Source organism: Enterobacter cloacae complex sp. SHL001, from assembly GCF_049236825.1.
GTDB classification, from domain to species: domain Bacteria; phylum Pseudomonadota; class Gammaproteobacteria; order Enterobacterales; family Enterobacteriaceae; genus Enterobacter; species Enterobacter hormaechei_C.
The window spans coordinates 398,140-415,834 of the sequence record NZ_JBMKIP010000003.1; the positions used below are offsets into that span (position 1 = coordinate 398,140).

Sequence of the window (17,695 nt, forward strand, 5' to 3'; positions counted from 1 at the left end):
TTAACTGGCCTGTGACAAATACCCTAAGAAGCCAGAAATTTTATCCGCCGCGAGGCGAACCTCGTTTTGCAGGCGCTCGCGGTCGCTCTGCGGGATCTCCTCCGACGGCACCAAAATGCTGACCACCGCCGCCACGCGGCCACTTCGGTCATACACCGGGTAGACGATGGAAGAGATGCCGTGGCGGAAGAAGGATTCGCCGATGACATACCCGCGGGCTTTGTCCTGCTGCACCATCTGCCACAGGGCTTCGCGGTCGTGATGCTGCCCCGGCGTGTTGCCCGGCAGACGCTCATGCGGGAACAGCTGTTCGAAATCAGCGCGGGAAATATCGGTCAACAGCATGCGGCCCAGCGAGGTGCAGTGCACCGGCAGACGGGTACCAATACTGACCTGGTTGATGCGCGACCCGGCGGCGCTGACGCGGGCGATGTAGATAATGTCGCGCCCGTCGCGGATCGCCAGATGGCTGCTGCACTGGCTCACGTCGCGCAGTTGCTCGATCACCGGCTGGCCGACCTGCGCCACGTCCAGCGAGGCGATGTACTCAAAGCCCAGGCGCAGCACGTTCATGCCCAGCGAGAAGGTATTGGTGCGCGCGTTGCGCTCCAGAAAGCCCATGAACTCCAGCGTCTGTACCACGCGGTAGGCGGTGGCCTTCGGCATATCCACCAGCCGGTGCAGCTCGGCAAAGGTCAGTTCGCGATGCTGCTCGCCAAAGGCCAACAGCAGCTGTAAACCGCGCTCCAGCCCCGGCACCAGATACTTCACTTCCCGATCGTTTGCCATCATCGCCCTACCTTAATTAAAGACAAAACCGCCGTTGACCGGGATCAGCTGTCCGGTGATAAACCGTGACAGATCGCTTAACAGCCAGACCACGCTGCCGGTGACATCTTCCGGCTGCTGCGCCCCCGTTAACGCGCGTCCGTTTTCGTAAAGCTGATGCCGCTCGGCCGGCACATATTCGGTTGCCTCGACGCGGGTTAATCCCGGGGCGATGGCGTTGATTCGAATTCGCTTTTCGCCAAGCTCGCGCGCCATTGAGCGGGTCATGGCAATCACCGCGCCCTTGCTGGCGACGTAGGCCATCAGGCGCGGCGCGCCCCACAGCGCGGTGTCGGACGCTACGTTCACAATGCCTGCCCCTTCGCGCAGCAGCGGCACGGCGGCGCGCGTCACCAGCCAGGTGCCTTTGACGTTCACGCTCATCACACGGTCCCACAGGTCAGGATCGTAATCGAGCATGTTTTTGCCGCCCACGCCGGTCGCCATCGCCGCGTTGTTCACCAGGCCGTCAATCTGCCCCTGCTCGCCAATGGCGCTGAACACCTGGTCGATAGAGTGCTGATCGGCCAGATCGATAACGTGCGATTCGATCGCATAGCCCTGCTCGCGCAGCCGGTGGGCACTCTCGGCCAGCTCGCCTTTGAGGATGTCGCACATCACCACCGCCGCGCCCTGCTCCGCGCAGGCCTGGGCAAAGTGGTAGCCCAGCCCGCGCGCGGCGCCGGTCACCACGATGCGCTTGCCGCTCAGCAGCCCATTCATCAGGCGGCTCCCTGCTGTGCTTCACGCATCGCCAGCTGCTCTTTGGCGGCCTTTTGCATCATGCGACGCAGGCGGGAAAGGCCGACGTCGTGCTGGTACAGGTACTCATGGTCGCGCGCGTTTGGCGCCAGGCTCTCCAGCACCACGCGGTCCTGCTCCAGCACTTCCCAGTGCAGTTTTTCCAGACGGTTGCGGTACATGAAGCGCCACATATCGCGCTGCCAGCCCTGCACGCGGCGGATGCGCCAGAAGAAGACGCGGCAGTTGTCGTTATCTTCCGGCACCACCATGCCGACGATAAAGAAGTGACCGCCCGGTCCGAAGCGCTTCTTGTACGGAATGGAGAGGCGCATCCAGCAGGTGCCGCTGTTGCCGAGCTCAACCCAGTCGAAATTGACGCCGCTCTGCCCTTTTTTCTCGAAAATAAAGCCGGTTTTGGTCGGCTGGAGCACCATGTCGGCCTTGCGATCCCCTTCCGCCATCGAGTGCGAGGACGAATGCAGATAGGTGCCGTGCATCGGGTCCATCACGTTTTCCAGCGCGTACTGGTAATTGCATTTCCACGCGGCGGTGCAGAGGAAGTTGCTGAAGTTCTCCGTGTCGGCGAGTTCATCCGGGAAGGTCAGTTCGTCCGGCTGCTGGTCAGCGGTGACGCCAAACCACAGGAAGATAGCGCCGTGCGCCTCCTGCACGTTATAGCTGCGCACGCACTGCTGGCCGACCAGCGGACATTTATCCACGGCGGGCACGTCTTTCACTTCGCCGTTGCCCGCCACCTCTACGCCGTGATACCAGCAGGCAATGCGGTCCCCGAGGTTCCAGCCCATCGACAGGCGCGCGCCGCGGTGCGGGCAGCGGTCCTCCAGCGCCTGCACCTGGCCATCTTTATTGCGCCAGACCACAATCTGCTCGCCCAGGCGGGTGATGCCCACCGGCGCAGACTGCACTTCCCAGCTCGCCAGCACCGGATACCAGAGGCCGCGAAGGCCTTTATCCAGATAATGTTGTACGGTCGTCGTCATCGCGTTGCCCTCAGTAGCCGTTAACCTGTAAGAATGCCTGGAAGCTGGCGTCGCTCCACGGCTCGCCCTGCTGGTCGTGCATACGCACCGCGTTCAGCCCGCTTACCAGCTCCGGCAAAGTTTCAACGCCCTGCTCGAAGAGATCTTCCAGCGTCGCAATCAGCTTCACTTCCCAGCTTTCCGGCTCGCGGCTGCGGGTCTGCCAGATCAGGTTGGTGTAATCACCCGGCTTATGAATGGCGCCATTACCGCCCTCTGCCGGCGGGGTAAACTGGCGGCTTTCCGGCAGCGCCGGGTTGTAGTTCAGCGTGTCGCTCATGCCACGGTCTCCTCAACGAAGGTAATCTGAATCTGGTTTTCAAAAACCCGAACCGGGTAACGATTGAGGTTGCGACCACCGGGGCCGTGCAGACACTGGCCGGTTTTGACGTCGAACACCGCCTCGTGCAGCGGGCATTCCACCTTGCCGTCTTCCACGAAGCCCTGACTCAGCAGGGCATAGGCGTGCGGGCATACGTCCTCCAGCGCGTAATATTCACCGTCGATCAGGTAAACGCCGATCTCTTTACCGTCGACGTTGCCGCTAAAAGGGAAATCTTCCTGTACTTGCTCTGCGTCACATACGCCTATCCAGCTCATCACGATCCTCCAGGCTTTTGTTTCATATATGAAACTCTGTTTCTTATTTAATACGGTCAATATAAAAGCGATGAATGTTTCGTCAAGCGACAATGTGACGAATTTGTTAATCGATCGGCAATTAATTAACTAAGTGTGCAAGGGATCACGAAAAAATGCAGCGATATGAAATTTTCATTATTGCAGCGTGAGAAATACGTTTTTTTAATGGTCTCTTATTTTCAATAAAAGATATTGACTTCTTTTCTTTTTACTCTCTAAAAATAAATGAACGTCACCTCTTTCGCGTTTCACCTGTGAAACGAATTTTTAATTTATCTTTAATAAACAAAGAGTTTCACAGGTGAATCATTTTAGCCCCGTGACAATCACATTGATGAAAAATATAAGTTACAAAAAACGTAAGGCGGACATGATGACGGCAAGATGGCAAGGCACGATTGCGCTTTTATTACTCATTATTATTTCCTACGTCGATCGGGTAAATATCTCGGTAATGATTTTAAACCCGGAATTTGCCGAACATTTTCAGTTAAATGAAAACAGAATGTTACAGGGCCTGCTCATGACCTGCTTTCTTCTGGGTTATGGATTTTCCGCTTTATTATTAACGCCGGTTATTGAAAGCAAACTTCATTATCGGCAGGGATTATTAAGCAGCATTGCGATTTGGGCCGCGGTCTGCGCGGCTTCACCTTTGCTCGGCTCGCTGACGGGAATGCTCTTCGCCCGCGTGATTCTGGGGATCGCGGAGGGACCGCTTTTTTCACTGAAAACGCGCTTTATCAGCGATAACTTTAGCGCGCAAGAGATCGGCAAACCCAACGCCGTGACCGCGCTGGGCGTCTCGCTCGGGCTGGCCGTGGGCTTTCCGCTGGTGACCTGGCTGATGTCGCATCTGGGCTGGGCCGGGTCGTTTTATGCGCTGGCGGCAATCAACCTTCTCCTCGGCGGCGGCTTAATCTGGCGTTTTCTGCCCGCGCCGCGCAAGCTCCCGACCGCGAAAAAACCGGGGTTTGTCCACACCTTCACGCTGGCCTGGCAGACGCCGCTGCTGGGCTGGATCATGGTGGTTGAAATCGCCACCCTGAGCTATCTCTGGGGGAGCAGCGCCTGGTTACCCGCGTGGCTGCGTGACGAGCACCACTTCTCGCTGCATGCCACGGGCTGGCTTGCGGCGATCCCCTTCCTGCTCAGTCTGGGGTCAAAGTTTCTGGGTGGCGTGCTGCTCGATAAAATGCGTCCGGAACAGGCACCGGTACTGTTTGTGGTGGGCGGTACGTTGACGGCACTCTCCGTGATCGCACTGATGCTCAGCCATCAGCCCGCATGGCTGGCGCTCTTTATGCTGTCTGCCAACGTGTTCTGGGGGCTTCAGGGAGCGGCTATTCCGGCGGTGATTCAGCATCACGCCGCGCGGGAATCGGTGGGCAGCGCTTACGGCATTATCAATGGGATCGGCAATATCTGCGCGGCGTTTATTCCGCTGCTGATGGGGATGGTGATGAGATCGGTGGGGTCGGTCAGTTCAGGCTTTTCGGTGCTGGTCGTCTCGCAGGTTGTCACCCTGCTTGCCGGGGGAATGTTGCTGCTGCGCATGCGGCGCGCAGCAGCAATCAGCGCGTAAGGCTTATTCGCCTTTTTTCGCCGCCTGGATGTAGAGCATTTCCAGCGCCAGGGTCGCCGCGGCCAGCGCGGTGATCTCGGACTGGTCATAGGCCGGAGCCACTTCCACCACGTCCATCCCGACGATGTTCAGATCCTTCAGGCCGCGCACCAGCTTGATGGCGCGGTCTGATGTCAGGCCGCCGATCACCGGCGTACCGGTACCCGGTGCGAATGCCGGATCCAGGCAGTCAATATCGAAGGTCAGATAGACAGGCATGTCGCCGACGATCTGCTTAACCTGAGCCAGAATATCGTCCACGCCGCGATCGTTCACCTGGCCCGCGTCGAGTACGGTGAAGCCGTTGTCTTTGTCGAACTCGGTGCGGATGCCGATCTGCACGGAGTGGTTCGGATCGATCAGGCCTTCTTTCGGCGCGGTATAGAACATGGTGCCGTGGTCGAATTCACAGCCGTTCGCGTAGGTGTCGGTGTGCGCATCGAAGTGCATCAGCGCCATTTTGCCGAAGTGCTTCGCGTGGGCGCGCAGCAGCGGCAGGGTCACGAAGTGGTCACCGCCGAAGGAGAGCATGCGTTTACCGGCCGCCAGCAGCTTCTCGGCGTGCGCCTGCAATTTTTCGCTCATTTCACGCGCGTCACCGAAGGCGTACACCAGATCGCCGCAGTCCACCACGTTCAGGCGCTCGCGCATGTCGAAGTTCCACGGGAAGCGGTTGTGCTCCCAGGCCAGGTTGGTGGAAACCTGACGGATCGCCGCCGGGCCATGACGTCCACCCGCGCGACCGGACGTTGCCATGTCGAACGGTACGCCGGTGATCACCCAGTCCGCATCGCTGTCGTACGGCTGGAAGTTCATCGGAAGGCGTAAAAAACCAAACGCGTTAGATACCAGAGAGTTATCGTACTGATGACCTAAAGTGCTCATGTCCTGACCTCTTATAAAGTCGATACATTAAAAACAGATGAAAAAAAATCCCCTCCGCGTCGTTAAACCCGACGAGGAAGGGATTGATTCGTAAATCGCATATTGGGGCGAATTATCGCCGTTAATTCATACGGGTTCAAGTGAGTATAGCATTCTGCCGGATGGCGGCTTCGCCTTCTCCGGCGTACATTCGTAGGCCCGGTAAGCGCAGCGCCACCGGGCATCGGCGGCACAGCGGCCTGATGCCCTCACCCCGCCCCTCTCCCACAGGGAGAGGGAGGTTTTCTTACTCGTCTTCCAGATACGTATACCCGTACAGACCCGCTTCAAACTCTTCCAGGAACTGCTGCTGCAAGGCATCGTCCAGACCGGTGTTTTTAACCTGATCGCGGAACTGGGTGAGCAGTTTTTTCGGATCCAGCTGAACGTATTCGAGCATGTCCGCCACGGTGTCCCCTTCGTCGGACAGCTCAACCTCCACGCTGCCGTCAGGGAAGACAAACACGTCAACCGCTTCGGTATCACCGAACAGGTTGTGCATGTTGCCGAGGATCTCCTGATACGCCCCCACCATAAAGAAGCCCAGCATTGGCGGGTTCTCCGGATCGTACTCCGGCATTGGCATCGTCGTTGCGATACCGTCGCCGTCGACGTAGTGGTCAATTGCGCCGTCGGAGTCACAGGTGATGTCCAGCAGCACGGCGCGGCGTTCCGGGGCGTGGTTCAGCCCTTCCAGCGGCAGAACCGGGAACAGCTGGTCGATACCCCAGGCATCCGGCATCGACTGGAACAGGGAGAAGTTGACGTACATTTTGTCCGCCATACGCTCCTGCAACTCGTCGATAATCGGACGGTGCGCGCGGTTGCTCGGGTCGAGCTGTTTCTGCACTTCGTGGCACATATTCAGATAGAGCTGCTCGGCCCACGCGCGCTCTTGCAGGCTGAAGGTGCCTGACGAGTAGCCGACGTGAATATCGTGCAGGTCCATCTGGCTGTCGTGCAGCCATTCGCGCAGGGAACGACGCGTGCCCGGCTCGTGCATCTCCTGCCAGGTTTCCCACATGCTTTGCAGGGAACGTGGGGCATCGTCTGCCGGAGGCGTGGCTTCGGTGATTTCGCTACGCTCAACGCCGATGATGTTAGAGACCAGCACCGTATGGTGCGCGGTGACCGCGCGGCCGGATTCGGTGATCACCGTCGGGTGCGGCAGGCCGTGCTCTTCGCAGGCATCGCCAATCGCCCAGATGATGTTGTTGGCATATTCGTTCAGGCCATAGTTTACCGAGCAGTCAGACTGCGAGCGGGTCCCTTCGTAGTCCACGCCCAGGCCGCCACCCACGTCAAAGCACTGAATGTTTACGCCGAGCTTATGCAGCTCAACGTAGAAACGCGCGGATTCACGCACACCAGTGGCGATGTCGCGAATATTGGCCATCTGCGAGCCGAGGTGGAAGTGCAGCAGCTGAATGCTGTCCAGACGACCGCGCTCGCGCAGAATTTCCACCAGCTGAAGCACCTGGTTCGCCGCGAGGCCAAACTTGGATTTTTCACCGCCGGAAGACTGCCATTTACCGGAACCCTGCGACGCCAGTCGCGCACGCACGCCAAGGCGTGGGATCACGTTCAGACGCTCGGCCTCTTCCAGCACGATCGCGATTTCGGTCATCTTCTCGATCACCAGATAGACCTTGTGGCCCATCTTCTCGCCAATCAGCGCCAGACGAATGTATTCGCGGTCTTTATAGCCGTTACAGACGATCACCGACCGGGTCATGCCCGCGTGCGCCAGAACCGCCATCAGCTCCGCTTTAGAGCCTGCTTCCAGGCCCAGCGGCTCGCCGGAGTGGATCAGGGACTCAATCACGCGACGGTGCTGATTGACCTTGATCGGGTAAACGAGGAAATAGTCGCCGTTATAACCATACGATTCCCGCGCGCGTTTGAACGCGGCGTTAATAGAACGCAGGCGATGTTGCAGGATCTGCGGGAAGCAGAACAGTGCAGGCAAGCGCTGACCCTGCGCTTCACGGGTTTTCACCAGTTTAGCGAGATCCACGCGCGCTTCCGGGACGTCCGGATCCGGGCAGACACTGATGTGGCCCAGCTCGTTAACGTCGTAGTAGTTATTGCCCCACCAGGCAATATTGTAAGTGCGCAGCATCTTGCTGGCTTCCTGGGAGCTCATCGCAACCTCCTGCATAGAACGTAGTACACCCTGTTCGCCTGCTGACGAAGGCGAAAGCGAAGACATGTCGTCAGACATAGCGAACCTCAACTCTTTGTATTAAGTGTAAAACAGTTGACTACTATCGCAGCGTTATACGGCGATAACAACCCATTAACGGCTCCATTTCCCAGCAGAGTATGCTGAAATCCAGACCGTGCGACCGGTTTCTTATTCATATCATTGTAAAACACGTATCCGAACTCTGTATGACAAGGTTCGGCGAAACCACGAGAAAACTCCTGTATTAACAAGAGCGCCCTTGTTCAGTTTTCACAAAGCGTGACCGGCTCTGGAATCCTGAGAAGCACCGAGATGGGTATAACATCGGCAGGTGTTTAGACCAGAAGTGCGGGTGGGAATCAAATGCGCGCCAGAACGGCTGCGCTGAATGAGCGGAAAACGATGGTTCATTATCTCGTATCACCTCCACGGCCGTCTCTGCTGAAACGGACCACAAGCCAAAGCTAAAAGTTCACTGCTTAACCCGGCTGGAAGTGGCGACACGATGTGTTCATCGAGCGCTTATTTTATATGAGCCGCGCGCCGCGTTTTATACCGAGAAGGTCGCTAAAAAGCAAAACAAAAATGCGCAGGTTGCCAGCGTCGTCAGGAAAAATTTCCAGCCGTGTTTTCAACGCAGTGAGAGGTGAGTCAAAAAAAACTGGAAATCGGGTGAAGAAGTGACCTAAAATAGACGTCCAGATGTTAATCCATCCATACCGATTAACACTCAGACTGCCAGTGTCAAAATCCTGTAGGCCTTGGTAGAATTATCTCCTATGGCTATTCCACACAGCAGCTTGAGCTAACCAAATTCCTCTTAGGTGAAATAAAACATGGCAAAACACCTGTTTACGTCCGAGTCCGTATCAGAAGGACATCCTGATAAAATTGCTGACCAAATCTCCGATGCGGTGCTGGATGCGATCCTCGCGCAGGATCCAAAGGCGCGCGTAGCGTGTGAAACCTATGTCAAAACCGGCATGGTTCTGGTTGGCGGTGAGATCACCACCAGCGCATGGGTTGATATCGAAGAGATCACCCGTAACACGGTGCGTGAGATCGGCTATGTACATTCTGATATGGGCTTTGATGCCAACTCCTGCGCCGTACTGAGCGCGATTGGCAAACAGTCTCCGGACATCAACCAGGGCGTTGACCGTGCCGATCCGCTGGAACAGGGCGCGGGTGACCAGGGCCTGATGTTCGGCTACGCAACCAACGAAACCGACGTGCTGATGCCAGCGCCGGTAACCTACGCCCATCGTCTGGTGCAGCGTCAGGCTGAAGTGCGTAAAAACGGCACCCTGCCGTGGCTGCGTCCGGATGCGAAAAGCCAGGTGACCTTCCAGTATGACGACGGGAAAATCGTCGGTATCGATGCAGTGGTTCTTTCCACGCAGCATGCTGAAGAGATTGACCAGAAATCCCTGCAAGAAGCGGTGATGGAAGAGATCATCAAGCCGGTTCTGCCAACTGAATGGCTGAGCTCTGCGACCAAATTCTTCATCAACCCAACCGGACGCTTTGTTATCGGCGGCCCAATGGGTGACTGCGGTCTGACCGGTCGTAAAATCATCGTAGATACCTACGGCGGCATGGCACGTCACGGCGGCGGCGCATTCTCCGGTAAAGATCCGTCTAAAGTTGACCGTTCTGCGGCGTACGCTGCACGTTATGTGGCGAAAAACATCGTTGCTGCCGGTCTGGCTGACCGCTGTGAGATCCAGGTTTCCTACGCCATCGGCGTGGCTGAGCCAACCTCCATCATGGTGGAAACCTTCGGTACAGAGAAAGTGCCATCCGAGCAGCTGACGCTGCTGGTGCGCGAGTTCTTCGACCTGCGTCCTTACGGCCTGATCCAGATGCTGGATCTGCTGCACCCAATCTATAAAGAAACCGCTGCGTACGGTCACTTTGGTCGCGAACATTTCCCATGGGAAAAAACCGACAAAGCCGCCTTGCTGCGTGACGCTGCCGGTCTGAAATAATCGACCGACCGTAGCGTTAAACAGGCCAGCCTTTGCGCTGGCCTTTTTTTATGTCGGGTGGCGGCTGCGCCTTACCCGACCTACGGGTAGTGAGTTTTTGTAGGCCGGGTAAGGCGCAGCCGCCACCCGGCAATGTTTGGAACCGTTTACACCTCACTCTCTATACCCCGCTTTCAGAATATTCTCTTTGCATGATCGCATTTCTTCTGCTGTTACATTCCCTTTCAGTTAAGTCTGAAATTTGTGCAAACGCGATGCACATCAATTAATTTACCTCTATATTTTCAAAGCTTTAATTATTTTTACGGTTACAAGCCAGTGTAACCGATTACACCGTTGTGATTTGACTCACATATTTTTATGAGCCGCTCACCTACTCTTAATATCGTAAAAACTGATAACCCAACTGGAGGGCATAATGCCTGACAATAATAAACAGGGGCGTACGTCCAATAAGGCAATGACGTTCTTCGTCTGCTTCCTCGCCGCTCTGGCAGGATTACTCTTTGGCCTGGATATTGGCGTAATTGCCGGTGCATTACCTTTCATCACCGATGAGTTCCAGATTAGCGCACACACTCAGGAATGGGTGGTTAGCTCCATGATGTTCGGTGCCGCCGTCGGCGCGGTCGGCAGCGGCTGGCTCTCCTTTAAGCTCGGGCGTAAAAAGAGCCTGATGATCGGCGCGATCCTGTTCGTTGCCGGCTCACTGTTCTCTGCCGCTGCGCCTAACGTTGAAGTGCTGATCATCTCCCGCGTGCTGCTCGGTCTGGCAGTGGGCGTGGCGTCTTATACTGCCCCGCTGTACCTGTCTGAAATCGCTCCGGAAAAAATCCGCGGCAGCATGATTTCCATGTATCAGCTGATGATCACCATCGGTATTCTGGGGGCTTATCTCTCGGATACCGCATTCAGCTACAGCGGCGCATGGCGCTGGATGCTGGGCGTAATCATCATTCCTGCCATCCTGCTGCTGATTGGCGTCTTCTTCCTGCCGGACAGTCCACGCTGGTTCGCCGCCAAACGCCGCTTCCATGATGCCGAACGCGTGCTCTTACGCCTGCGTGATACCAGCGCCGAAGCCAAAAACGAGCTGGAAGAGATCCGCGAAAGCCTGAAGGTCAAACAGTCCGGCTGGGCGCTGTTTAAAGAGAACAGCAACTTCCGTCGCGCGGTGTTCCTCGGCGTGCTGTTACAGATCATGCAACAGTTCACCGGGATGAACGTCATCATGTATTACGCGCCGAAAATCTTCGAACTGGCGGGCTACACCAACACCACCGAGCAGATGTGGGGCACCGTGATCGTCGGCCTGACCAACGTGCTGGCGACCTTTATCGCTATCGGTCTGGTGGACCGCTGGGGACGTAAGCCAACACTGACGCTAGGCTTCCTGGTGATGGCCGTCGGGATGGGCGTGCTGGGTACCATGATGCACATGGGCATTCATTCCCCAACGGCACAGTACTTCGCCGTGGCGATGCTGCTGATGTTTATCATTGGGTTTGCGATGAGCGCCGGTCCGCTGATTTGGGTGCTGTGCTCTGAGATCCAGCCGCTGAAAGGGCGTGATTTTGGTATCACCTGTTCTACCGCGACCAACTGGATTGCCAACATGATCGTCGGCGCAACGTTCCTGACCATGCTCAATACCCTGGGTAACGCCAATACCTTCTGGGTCTACGCCGGTCTGAACCTGTTCTTTATCGTTCTCACTATCTGGCTGGTTCCTGAAACCAAACATGTTTCACTGGAACACATTGAACGTAACCTGATGAAAGGTCGTCCTCTGCGCGAAATCGGCGCACACGACTGATCCTCCTGCGGGAGGCGCCTCTTGCGCCTCCCCGCTTCCCGCTTTATGCTCTGCCCCTATGAAAGCTCCCCGTCTCCCCATCGCCATTCAGCAAGCCGTCATGCGCAGCCTGCGGGAAAAACTCGCCCAGGCCAACCTGAAGCTCGGCCGCAATTATCCTGAACCGAAGCTGGTCTATCAGCAGCGTGGCACCGCGGCAGGCACCGCCTGGCTGGAATCGTATGAGATCCGCCTGAATCCGGTGCTGATGATGGAAAACCAGCAGGCGTTTATCGACGAAGTGGTGCCGCACGAGCTGGCGCACCTGCTGGTGTGGAAACACTTTGGCCGCGTCGCGCCGCACGGCAAAGAGTGGAAATGGATGATGGAGGCGGTGCTCGGGGTTCCGGCCCGCCGCACCCATCAGTTCGAGCTGGAATCGGTACGCCGCAATACCTTCCCCTACCGCTGCCAGTGTCAGCAGCACCAGCTTACCGTCCGCCGCCATAACCGCGTGGTGCGCGGCGAGGCGACCTATCGCTGCGTTAAATGCGGCGAACCGCTGGTTGCGGAATAATCACTCGAACTTTCAGGAACTTTCCTGATCTGACTGATTGCATACGGGAACAACATTCGTTACGTTGCGGGCTCGTTTTGACACGGAGTGTAAGATGTCCCGTAATGTTTCTCTCGCGGTCGCTTTTCTGGCGACAGCGCTCTCCGGCCATGCTCTGGCCGACGGTATTCACAGTTTCTCTCAGGCAAAAACCGCGGGCGTAAAGATTAACGCCGACGTACCGGGTGATTTCTACTGCGGCTGTAAAATTAACTGGCAGGGTAAGAAAGGGGTCGTGGATCTTGGATCCTGCGGCTATAAGGTGCGCAAGAACGAGAATCGCGCCAGCCGAATCGAATGGGAACACGTTGTTCCGGCCTGGCAGTTTGGCCACCAGCGCCAGTGCTGGCAGGACGGTGGACGTAAAAATTGCGCAAAAGATCCGGTCTACCGCCAGATGGAAAGCGATATGCACAACCTGCAACCCGCCGTGGGTGAGGTCAATGGCGACCGCGGAAACTTCATGTACAGCCAGTGGAACGGTGGCGAAGGCCAGTACGGTCAGTGCGCCATGAAGGTCGATTTCAAAGAGAAAGTCGCCGAACCGCCTGCCCGCGCGCGCGGCAGCATCGCCCGCACTTATTTCTATATGCGCGACCGCTACGATCTCAATCTTTCCCGCCAGCAAACGCAGCTCTTCAATGCCTGGGACAAGCTCTACCCGGTGACGGACTGGGAATGCCAGCGCGACGAACGTATCGCCAAAGTCCAGGGGAATCACAACCCTTACGTCCAGCGGGCTTGCCAGGCGCAAAAGAGCTAACCTACACTACGGCAATTCGCTTATATCGCATGACACATGGAATTTCTGACTATGCGCATCCCTCGCATCTATCACCCTGAACTGATTACCCCAGGCGGCGAAATCGCCCTGTCTGATGATGCCGCAAACCATGTAGGTCGCGTGCTGCGCATGGGGGCAGGCCAGGCGATTCAGCTCTTTGACGGCTCTAATCAGGTTTTCGACGCTGAAATTACGCGCGCCGATAAAAAAAGCGTGCACGTGAAGGTGCTGCGTGGCGACGTGGACGACCGGGAATCCCCGCTGCACATTCACCTGGGCCAGGTGATGTCGCGTGGGGAAAAGATGGAGTTCACCATTCAGAAATCCATTGAACTGGGTGTAAGCCTCATTACGCCACTTTTTTCTGAGCGCTGCGGCGTTAAACTGGATGCGGAACGTCTGAACAAAAAGATCCAGCAGTGGCAAAAAATTGCCATTGCGGCCTGCGAACAGAGCGGCCGCAACCGTATCCCTGAGATCCGCCCGGCGATGGATCTGGAGGACTGGTGTGCAGAAGAGGAAAGCGGGCTTAAGCTCAATCTTCATCCACGCGCCAGCGCCAGCATCAATACGCTGCCGCTGCCCGTTGAGCGTGTACGCCTGCTGATTGGCCCGGAAGGCGGCCTGTCGGCTGACGAAATTGCCATGACGGCGCGTTACCAGTTTACTGATATTCTGTTGGGACCTCGCGTTCTGCGCACTGAGACAACGGCACTCACCGCCATTACCGCGCTACAGGTGCGATTTGGCGATCTGGGTTGAAGCAAAGCCTGACCCATAACCGGAGAAGAAGATGATTAAGCTCGGCATCGTGATGGACCCCATCGCAAACATTAACATCAAGAAAGACTCCAGCTTCGCTATGCTGCTGGAAGCGCAGCGTCGCGGCTATGAACTCCACTATATGGAGATGAACGATCTTTACCTGATCAACGGTGAAGCCCGCGCACGCACCCGCATCGTTAACGTCGAGCAGAACTACGAAAAATGGTACGAATTCGGCACCGAACAGGATATTGCCCTGGCCGACCTTAACGTGATCCTGATGCGTAAAGATCCGCCGTTCGACACCGAATACATTTACGCTACCTATATCCTTGAGCGTGCCGAAGAGAAAGGCACGCTGATCGTCAACAAGCCGCAGAGCCTGCGCGACTGCAACGAGAAGCTCTATACCGCATGGTTCTCTGACCTGACGCCGGAAACGCTCGTCACCCGCAGCAAAACGCAGCTGAAAGAATTCTGGCAGAAGCACGGCGACATCATCATGAAACCGCTGGACGGCATGGGTGGCGCGTCGATCTTCCGCGTGAAAGAGGGCGATCCGAACATTGGCGTGATTGCCGAAACGCTGACCGAGCTGGGAACCCGCTACTGCATGGCGCAGAACTATCTTCCGGCCATTAAAGACGGCGACAAGCGTGTGCTGGTCGTAGACGGCGAGCCGGTGCCTTACTGCCTGGCGCGTATCCCGCAGGGAGGGGAAACCCGTGGCAACCTGGCGGCTGGCGGCCGTGGCGAACCGCGTCCGTTAAGCGAAAGCGACTGGGAAATTGCCCGCCGCGTCGGCCCTACGCTGAAAGCCAAAGGCCTGATCTTCGTCGGCCTCGATATCATCGGCGATCGTCTGACCGAAGTGAACGTCACCAGCCCGACCTGCATTCGTGAAATTGAAGCGGAATTCCCGATCTCGATCACCGGAATGCTGATGGACGCTATCGAAAAACGTTTACAGAAATAACCTGTGACAGCGCCTGTGTTTATCCCCATACTGGGCGCTGTCGCTTTTTAAACCAGGAAACAGTACCTCTGACAATGAATTTACAGCATCACTTTCTTATTGCCATGCCTGCTCTCCAGGATCCGATTTTCCGCCGCTCCGTGGTCTATATTTGCGAATACAACGAAGACGGCGCGATGGGGATTATCATCAATAAGCCGCTGGAAAACCTCCAGGTGGAAGGCATTCTGGACAAGTTGAAAATCCCTGCTGAAGCGCGGCTGCCGGAAATCCGTCTCGATAAACCGGTGATGCTCGGCGGCCCGCTTGCAGAAGATCGTGGTTTTATCCTGCATACCCCGCCGGTTTTCTCGTCCAGCATTCGTATCTCCGATAACACCGTCGTCACCACCTCTCGCGACGTGCTTGAAACGCTGGGCACTGCCAGTCAGCCTTCTGAGGTGCTGGTTGCGCTCGGCTACGCCTCCTGGGAAAAAGGGCAGCTGGAACAAGAAATTCTGGACAACGCCTGGCTGACAGCCCCTGCGGATATGAATATCCTGTTTAAAACCCCTATCGCCGATCGCTGGCGTGACGCGGCAAAACTGATTGGCATTGATATTCTGACCATGCCTGGCGTTGCGGGGCATGCGTAATGAGCGGCACCCTTCTCGCCTTCGACTTCGGCACCAAAAGCATCGGCGTCGCTGTGGGTCAACGGATCACCGGCACCGCTCGCCCGCTCACGGCGCTGAAAGCTAACGACGGCACGCCGGACTGGAACCTTATTGAGCGCTTGCTCAAAGAGTGGCAGCCGGACGACGTGATTGTCGGCCTGCCGCTGAACATGGACGGCACCGAGCAACCGCTTACCGCCCGCGCGCGCAAGTTCGCGAACAAAATCCATGGCCGCTTTGGCGTCTCCGTTAAGCTGCACGATGAACGTTTGAGCACCGTCGAGGCACGCGCTGGCCTGTTCGAACACGGTGGCTTCCGGGCGCTGAACAAAGGCAGCGTGGATTCAGCTTCAGCCGTCATTATCCTCGAAAGCTATTTCGAACAGGGTTACTGAGCGCCGGGGCTACAGCCGCCCCTGCGCCCGTCGCTCCGCCAGACTCTGCTCAAAGTTCTGCATTCCCGCCTGCTGCCCCGTTTGAATAATGCCCGGCAGTTGCCAGGTTTTGCCTTCGCGGATCAGGTTTGCCGCCGCCGAGGTATTCACCAGTAGCTCATACAGCGCCACGCGCCCGCCCTGGACATCCTGACGTAGCTTCTGCGCCAGGACCGCACGCAGGCTTCCCGCCAGCTGATTACGCACCGGATCTTTCTCCTGCGCCGGAAAGGTGTCGACCAGGCGCTCGATCGCCTGTGCCGCGCCGCACGTGTGCAGCGTGGCTAACACCAGATGGCCGGTTTCCGCCGCCGTCAGCGCCAGGCGTATCGTCTCGCTGTCGCGCAGCTCACCAAGCAGAATCACATCCGGATCTTCACGCAGCGCGCTGCGCAGCGCCTCGGCAAAGGACGGGCTGTGCTGGCCTATCTCCCGCTGCTGGATCAGGCAACGTTCGCTCTGGTACATAAACTCCACCGGATCTTCCAGGGTCAGAATATGCCCGTCCGTCTGGTGATTGAGGAAATCGACCATAGCGGCCAGGGTGGTCGATTTCCCGCTGCCGGTGGCGCCGGTGACCAGAATCAGGCCATTGTCATTGGACAGCAGCTCCGGGATCGCTCGCGGCACACCTAACGCAGAGAGCTGCGGGCACGTCAGCGGCAACAGCCGCAGCGCAATCGAAACGCCGAGCATATGCTTAAACGCACTGCCGCGCAGCCGCTGACGGCCTGCGAGGGTAACGGCAAAATCCACTTGCCCGTTTGCCCACCATGCGCCCTGCTGTTCGTCGTTGAGCCACGCTTTTAATAACGCCTCCACATCCGGGGGCGGAAACGGCGCAGGTTCAAGACGGCCTGACCTGCGCCAGCGCGGTGGCGAATCACTGCACAGGTGTAGATCGGAGACGTTATGCTTTACACTAAGGGCCACAATTTCTTCCACATCCATAGACTACTCCTCGGAAAATGAACGACATTGCGCATAACCTGGCACAGGTCCGGGACAAAATCTCAGCCGCGGCAACGCGTTGCGGCCGTGCTCCAGAAGAAATTACGTTGCTTGCAGTCAGCAAAACCAAGCCTGCGAGCGCCATCGCAGAAGCGATAGCCGCCGGTCATCGTGCCTTTGGTGAAAACTATGTGCAGGAAGGCGTGGATAAAATTCGCGCTTTCCGGGAACGGGGAAATACAGACCTGCAATGGCACTTTATCGGTCCGCTACAGTCGAACAAAAGCCGTCTGGTAGCAGAGCACTTTGACTGGTGCCACACCATCGATCGTCTGCGCATCGCTACCCGTCTGAGCGACCAGCGCCCTATGGAGATGCCAGCGCTTAACGTGCTGATTCAAATCAACATCAGTGATGAAAACAGCAAGTCCGGCATTACGCTGGGCGAACTGGATGCGCTGGCGGCGGACGTGGCGGCGCTGCCGCGCTTAACCCTGCGCGGGCTGATGGCTATCCCGGCGCCAGAGTCAAGTTATGAAAGGCAGTTTGCCGTGGCACAGCAAATGGCTGTAGCATTTGAGGCGCTTAAGGCGCGCTATGACACGGTAGACACGCTTTCTCTGGGCATGTCGGACGATATGGAAGCCGCCATCGCGGCAGGCAGCACCATGGTGCGCATCGGCACGGCAATTTTCGGTGCGCGCGATTACCCCCAATAATAAGGAAACCTGAGGAAC

The 17,695-nt window shown here is 57.1% G+C and carries 20 protein-coding genes; 10 read left to right on the forward strand and 10 right to left on the reverse strand.

Annotation, left to right across the window (positions count from 1 at the left end; all coding sequences use genetic code 11):
• Genes ACOTYH_RS11280 through ACOTYH_RS11300 form a run of 5 tightly spaced genes read right to left on the reverse strand, consistent with a single transcriptional unit; the run spans window position 1 to window position 3,212 of the window.
• The gene (locus ACOTYH_RS11280) at window positions 1-789 is read right to left on the reverse strand and encodes an IclR family transcriptional regulator (protein WP_154123149.1); all 789 of its coding nucleotides are present in this window, start codon (window positions 787-789) and stop codon (window positions 1-3) included.
• Window positions 790-801: 12 nt separating this feature from the next.
• On the reverse strand, window positions 802-1,551 hold the full coding sequence (locus ACOTYH_RS11285; RefSeq protein WP_017382918.1) for an SDR family oxidoreductase: 750 nt from the start codon (window positions 1,549-1,551) through the stop codon (window positions 802-804).
• Window positions 1,551-2,573, reverse strand: coding sequence for an aromatic ring-hydroxylating oxygenase subunit alpha (locus tag ACOTYH_RS11290; protein ID WP_017692695.1), 1,023 nt, complete (start codon window positions 2,571-2,573; stop codon window positions 1,551-1,553). The genes ACOTYH_RS11285 and ACOTYH_RS11290 overlap by 1 nt, the downstream gene beginning before the upstream one ends.
• Window positions 2,574-2,583: 10 nt before the next feature.
• Window positions 2,584-2,892, reverse strand: coding sequence for a recombinase-like helix-turn-helix domain-containing protein (locus ACOTYH_RS11295; RefSeq protein ID WP_017382919.1), 309 nt, complete (start codon window positions 2,890-2,892; stop codon window positions 2,584-2,586).
• Window positions 2,889-3,212 (reverse strand): Rieske (2Fe-2S) protein, encoded by a 324-nt coding sequence (locus ACOTYH_RS11300; RefSeq protein WP_003860044.1) that lies wholly within the window; start codon window positions 3,210-3,212, stop codon window positions 2,889-2,891. The genes ACOTYH_RS11295 and ACOTYH_RS11300 overlap by 4 nt, the downstream gene beginning before the upstream one ends.
• A gap of 415 nt (window positions 3,213-3,627) precedes the next feature.
• Here ACOTYH_RS11300 and ACOTYH_RS11305 point away from each other — a divergent pair, with 415 nt between their 5' ends.
• Window positions 3,628-4,839 (forward strand): MFS transporter, encoded by a 1,212-nt coding sequence (locus tag ACOTYH_RS11305; protein ID WP_421637766.1) that lies wholly within the window; start codon window positions 3,628-3,630, stop codon window positions 4,837-4,839.
• 3 nt (window positions 4,840-4,842) lie between these two features.
• Here ACOTYH_RS11305 and speB read toward each other — a convergent pair whose 3' ends face one another.
• The 4 genes from speB to ACOTYH_RS11325 all read right to left on the reverse strand — a co-directional run bounded on the left by speB (window position 4,843) and on the right by ACOTYH_RS11325 (window position 8,401).
• Entirely contained in the window at window positions 4,843-5,763 is a 921-nt protein-coding gene (speB, locus tag ACOTYH_RS11310; protein ID WP_421637744.1) for an agmatinase, read from the reverse strand.
• A gap of 286 nt (window positions 5,764-6,049) precedes the next feature.
• Window positions 6,050-8,026, reverse strand: a complete 1,977-nt coding sequence (gene speA, locus ACOTYH_RS11315) for a biosynthetic arginine decarboxylase (protein WP_017382922.1) — start codon at window positions 8,024-8,026, stop codon at window positions 6,050-6,052.
• An 8-nt stretch (window positions 8,027-8,034) separates the two neighbouring features.
• Complete coding sequence (yqgB, locus tag ACOTYH_RS11320; RefSeq protein WP_057979949.1) at window positions 8,035-8,166, reverse strand: acid stress response protein YqgB; 132 nt, start codon at window positions 8,164-8,166, stop codon at window positions 8,035-8,037.
• Window positions 8,167-8,260: 94 nt separating this feature from the next.
• Window positions 8,261-8,401, reverse strand: a complete 141-nt coding sequence (locus ACOTYH_RS11325) for a hypothetical protein (protein WP_418235904.1) — start codon at window positions 8,399-8,401, stop codon at window positions 8,261-8,263.
• Between the two features lie 425 nt (window positions 8,402-8,826).
• Between ACOTYH_RS11325 and metK the strand changes: the two genes are divergently transcribed.
• The 8 genes from metK to ruvX all read left to right on the forward strand — a co-directional run bounded on the left by metK (window position 8,827) and on the right by ruvX (window position 15,968).
• Complete coding sequence (metK, locus tag ACOTYH_RS11330; protein WP_023304401.1) at window positions 8,827-9,981, forward strand: methionine adenosyltransferase; 1,155 nt, start codon at window positions 8,827-8,829, stop codon at window positions 9,979-9,981.
• A 418-nt stretch (window positions 9,982-10,399) separates the two neighbouring features.
• Window positions 10,400-11,797 carry a galactose/proton symporter gene (gene galP, locus ACOTYH_RS11335; protein ID WP_015571832.1) on the forward strand — a complete coding sequence of 466 codons (1,398 nt, stop codon included), beginning with the start codon at window positions 10,400-10,402 and terminating at the stop codon, window positions 11,795-11,797.
• 58 nt (window positions 11,798-11,855) lie between these two features.
• Complete coding sequence (locus ACOTYH_RS11340; protein ID WP_015571833.1) at window positions 11,856-12,353, forward strand: SprT family zinc-dependent metalloprotease; 498 nt, start codon at window positions 11,856-11,858, stop codon at window positions 12,351-12,353.
• A gap of 94 nt (window positions 12,354-12,447) precedes the next feature.
• Window positions 12,448-13,155, forward strand: a complete 708-nt coding sequence (gene endA, locus ACOTYH_RS11345; protein WP_003860034.1) for a deoxyribonuclease I — start codon at window positions 12,448-12,450, stop codon at window positions 13,153-13,155.
• Between the two features lie 51 nt (window positions 13,156-13,206).
• On the forward strand, window positions 13,207-13,938 hold the full coding sequence (gene rsmE / locus ACOTYH_RS11350) for a 16S rRNA (uracil(1498)-N(3))-methyltransferase (RefSeq protein ID WP_017382923.1): 732 nt from the start codon (window positions 13,207-13,209) through the stop codon (window positions 13,936-13,938).
• Between the two features lie 31 nt (window positions 13,939-13,969).
• Complete coding sequence (gene gshB / locus ACOTYH_RS11355) at window positions 13,970-14,917, forward strand: glutathione synthase (RefSeq protein WP_015571835.1); 948 nt, start codon at window positions 13,970-13,972, stop codon at window positions 14,915-14,917.
• A 74-nt stretch (window positions 14,918-14,991) separates the two neighbouring features.
• The gene (locus ACOTYH_RS11360) at window positions 14,992-15,552 is read left to right on the forward strand and encodes a YqgE/AlgH family protein (RefSeq protein WP_006811924.1); all 561 of its coding nucleotides are present in this window, start codon (window positions 14,992-14,994) and stop codon (window positions 15,550-15,552) included.
• The gene (ruvX, locus tag ACOTYH_RS11365; protein ID WP_006811925.1) at window positions 15,552-15,968 is read left to right on the forward strand and encodes a Holliday junction resolvase RuvX; all 417 of its coding nucleotides are present in this window, start codon (window positions 15,552-15,554) and stop codon (window positions 15,966-15,968) included. Before ACOTYH_RS11360 ends, ruvX begins: the two co-directional genes overlap by 1 nt.
• A gap of 9 nt (window positions 15,969-15,977) precedes the next feature.
• On the opposite strand, the gene ACOTYH_RS11370 is transcribed toward ruvX, so the two are convergent.
• Complete coding sequence (locus ACOTYH_RS11370) at window positions 15,978-16,958, reverse strand: type IV pilus twitching motility protein PilT (protein ID WP_252000080.1); 981 nt, start codon at window positions 16,956-16,958, stop codon at window positions 15,978-15,980.
• 17 nt (window positions 16,959-16,975) lie between these two features.
• Between ACOTYH_RS11370 and ACOTYH_RS11375 the strand changes: the two genes are divergently transcribed.
• A complete protein-coding gene (locus ACOTYH_RS11375; protein WP_047050755.1) occupies window positions 16,976-17,677 on the forward strand; it encodes a YggS family pyridoxal phosphate-dependent enzyme in 702 nt (233 codons plus the stop codon).
• Window positions 17,678-17,695: the final 18 nt, after the last annotated feature.

Bases quoted from the DNA above. Each gene is read 5' to 3' on its own strand.
- gshB (WP_015571835.1), top strand. From the start codon at position 13,970: ATGATTAAGCTCGGCATCGTGATGGACCCCATCGCAAACATTAACATC.
- rsmE (WP_017382923.1), top strand. From the start codon at position 13,207: ATGCGCATCCCTCGCATCTATCACCCTGAACTGATTACCCCAGGCGGC.
- metK (WP_023304401.1), top strand. From the start codon at position 8,827: ATGGCAAAACACCTGTTTACGTCCGAGTCCGTATCAGAAGGACATCCT.
- ACOTYH_RS11300 (WP_003860044.1), bottom strand. From the start codon at position 3,212: ATGAGCTGGATAGGCGTATGTGACGCAGAGCAAGTACAGGAAGATTTC.
- ACOTYH_RS11340 (WP_015571833.1), top strand. From the start codon at position 11,856: ATGAAAGCTCCCCGTCTCCCCATCGCCATTCAGCAAGCCGTCATGCGC.
- ACOTYH_RS11360 (WP_006811924.1), top strand. From the start codon at position 14,992: ATGAATTTACAGCATCACTTTCTTATTGCCATGCCTGCTCTCCAGGAT.
- ACOTYH_RS11375 (WP_047050755.1), top strand. From the start codon at position 16,976: ATGAACGACATTGCGCATAACCTGGCACAGGTCCGGGACAAAATCTCA.
- ACOTYH_RS11280 (WP_154123149.1), bottom strand. From the start codon at position 789: ATGGCAAACGATCGGGAAGTGAAGTATCTGGTGCCGGGGCTGGAGCGC.
- ACOTYH_RS11285 (WP_017382918.1), bottom strand. From the start codon at position 1,551: ATGAATGGGCTGCTGAGCGGCAAGCGCATCGTGGTGACCGGCGCCGCG.
- speB (WP_421637744.1), bottom strand. From the start codon at position 5,763: ATGAGCACTTTAGGTCATCAGTACGATAACTCTCTGGTATCTAACGCG.
- ACOTYH_RS11305 (WP_421637766.1), top strand. From the start codon at position 3,628: ATGACGGCAAGATGGCAAGGCACGATTGCGCTTTTATTACTCATTATT.
- ACOTYH_RS11370 (WP_252000080.1), bottom strand. From the start codon at position 16,958: ATGGATGTGGAAGAAATTGTGGCCCTTAGTGTAAAGCATAACGTCTCC.
- yqgB (WP_057979949.1), bottom strand. From the start codon at position 8,166: ATGAATAAGAAACCGGTCGCACGGTCTGGATTTCAGCATACTCTGCTG.
- endA (WP_003860034.1), top strand. From the start codon at position 12,448: ATGTCCCGTAATGTTTCTCTCGCGGTCGCTTTTCTGGCGACAGCGCTC.
- ruvX (WP_006811925.1), top strand. From the start codon at position 15,552: ATGAGCGGCACCCTTCTCGCCTTCGACTTCGGCACCAAAAGCATCGGC.
- ACOTYH_RS11295 (WP_017382919.1), bottom strand. From the start codon at position 2,892: ATGAGCGACACGCTGAACTACAACCCGGCGCTGCCGGAAAGCCGCCAG.
- galP (WP_015571832.1), top strand. From the start codon at position 10,400: ATGCCTGACAATAATAAACAGGGGCGTACGTCCAATAAGGCAATGACG.
- ACOTYH_RS11290 (WP_017692695.1), bottom strand. From the start codon at position 2,573: ATGACGACGACCGTACAACATTATCTGGATAAAGGCCTTCGCGGCCTC.
- ACOTYH_RS11325 (WP_418235904.1), bottom strand. From the start codon at position 8,401: ATGAACCATCGTTTTCCGCTCATTCAGCGCAGCCGTTCTGGCGCGCAT.
- speA (WP_017382922.1), bottom strand. From the start codon at position 8,026: ATGTCTGACGACATGTCTTCGCTTTCGCCTTCGTCAGCAGGCGAACAG.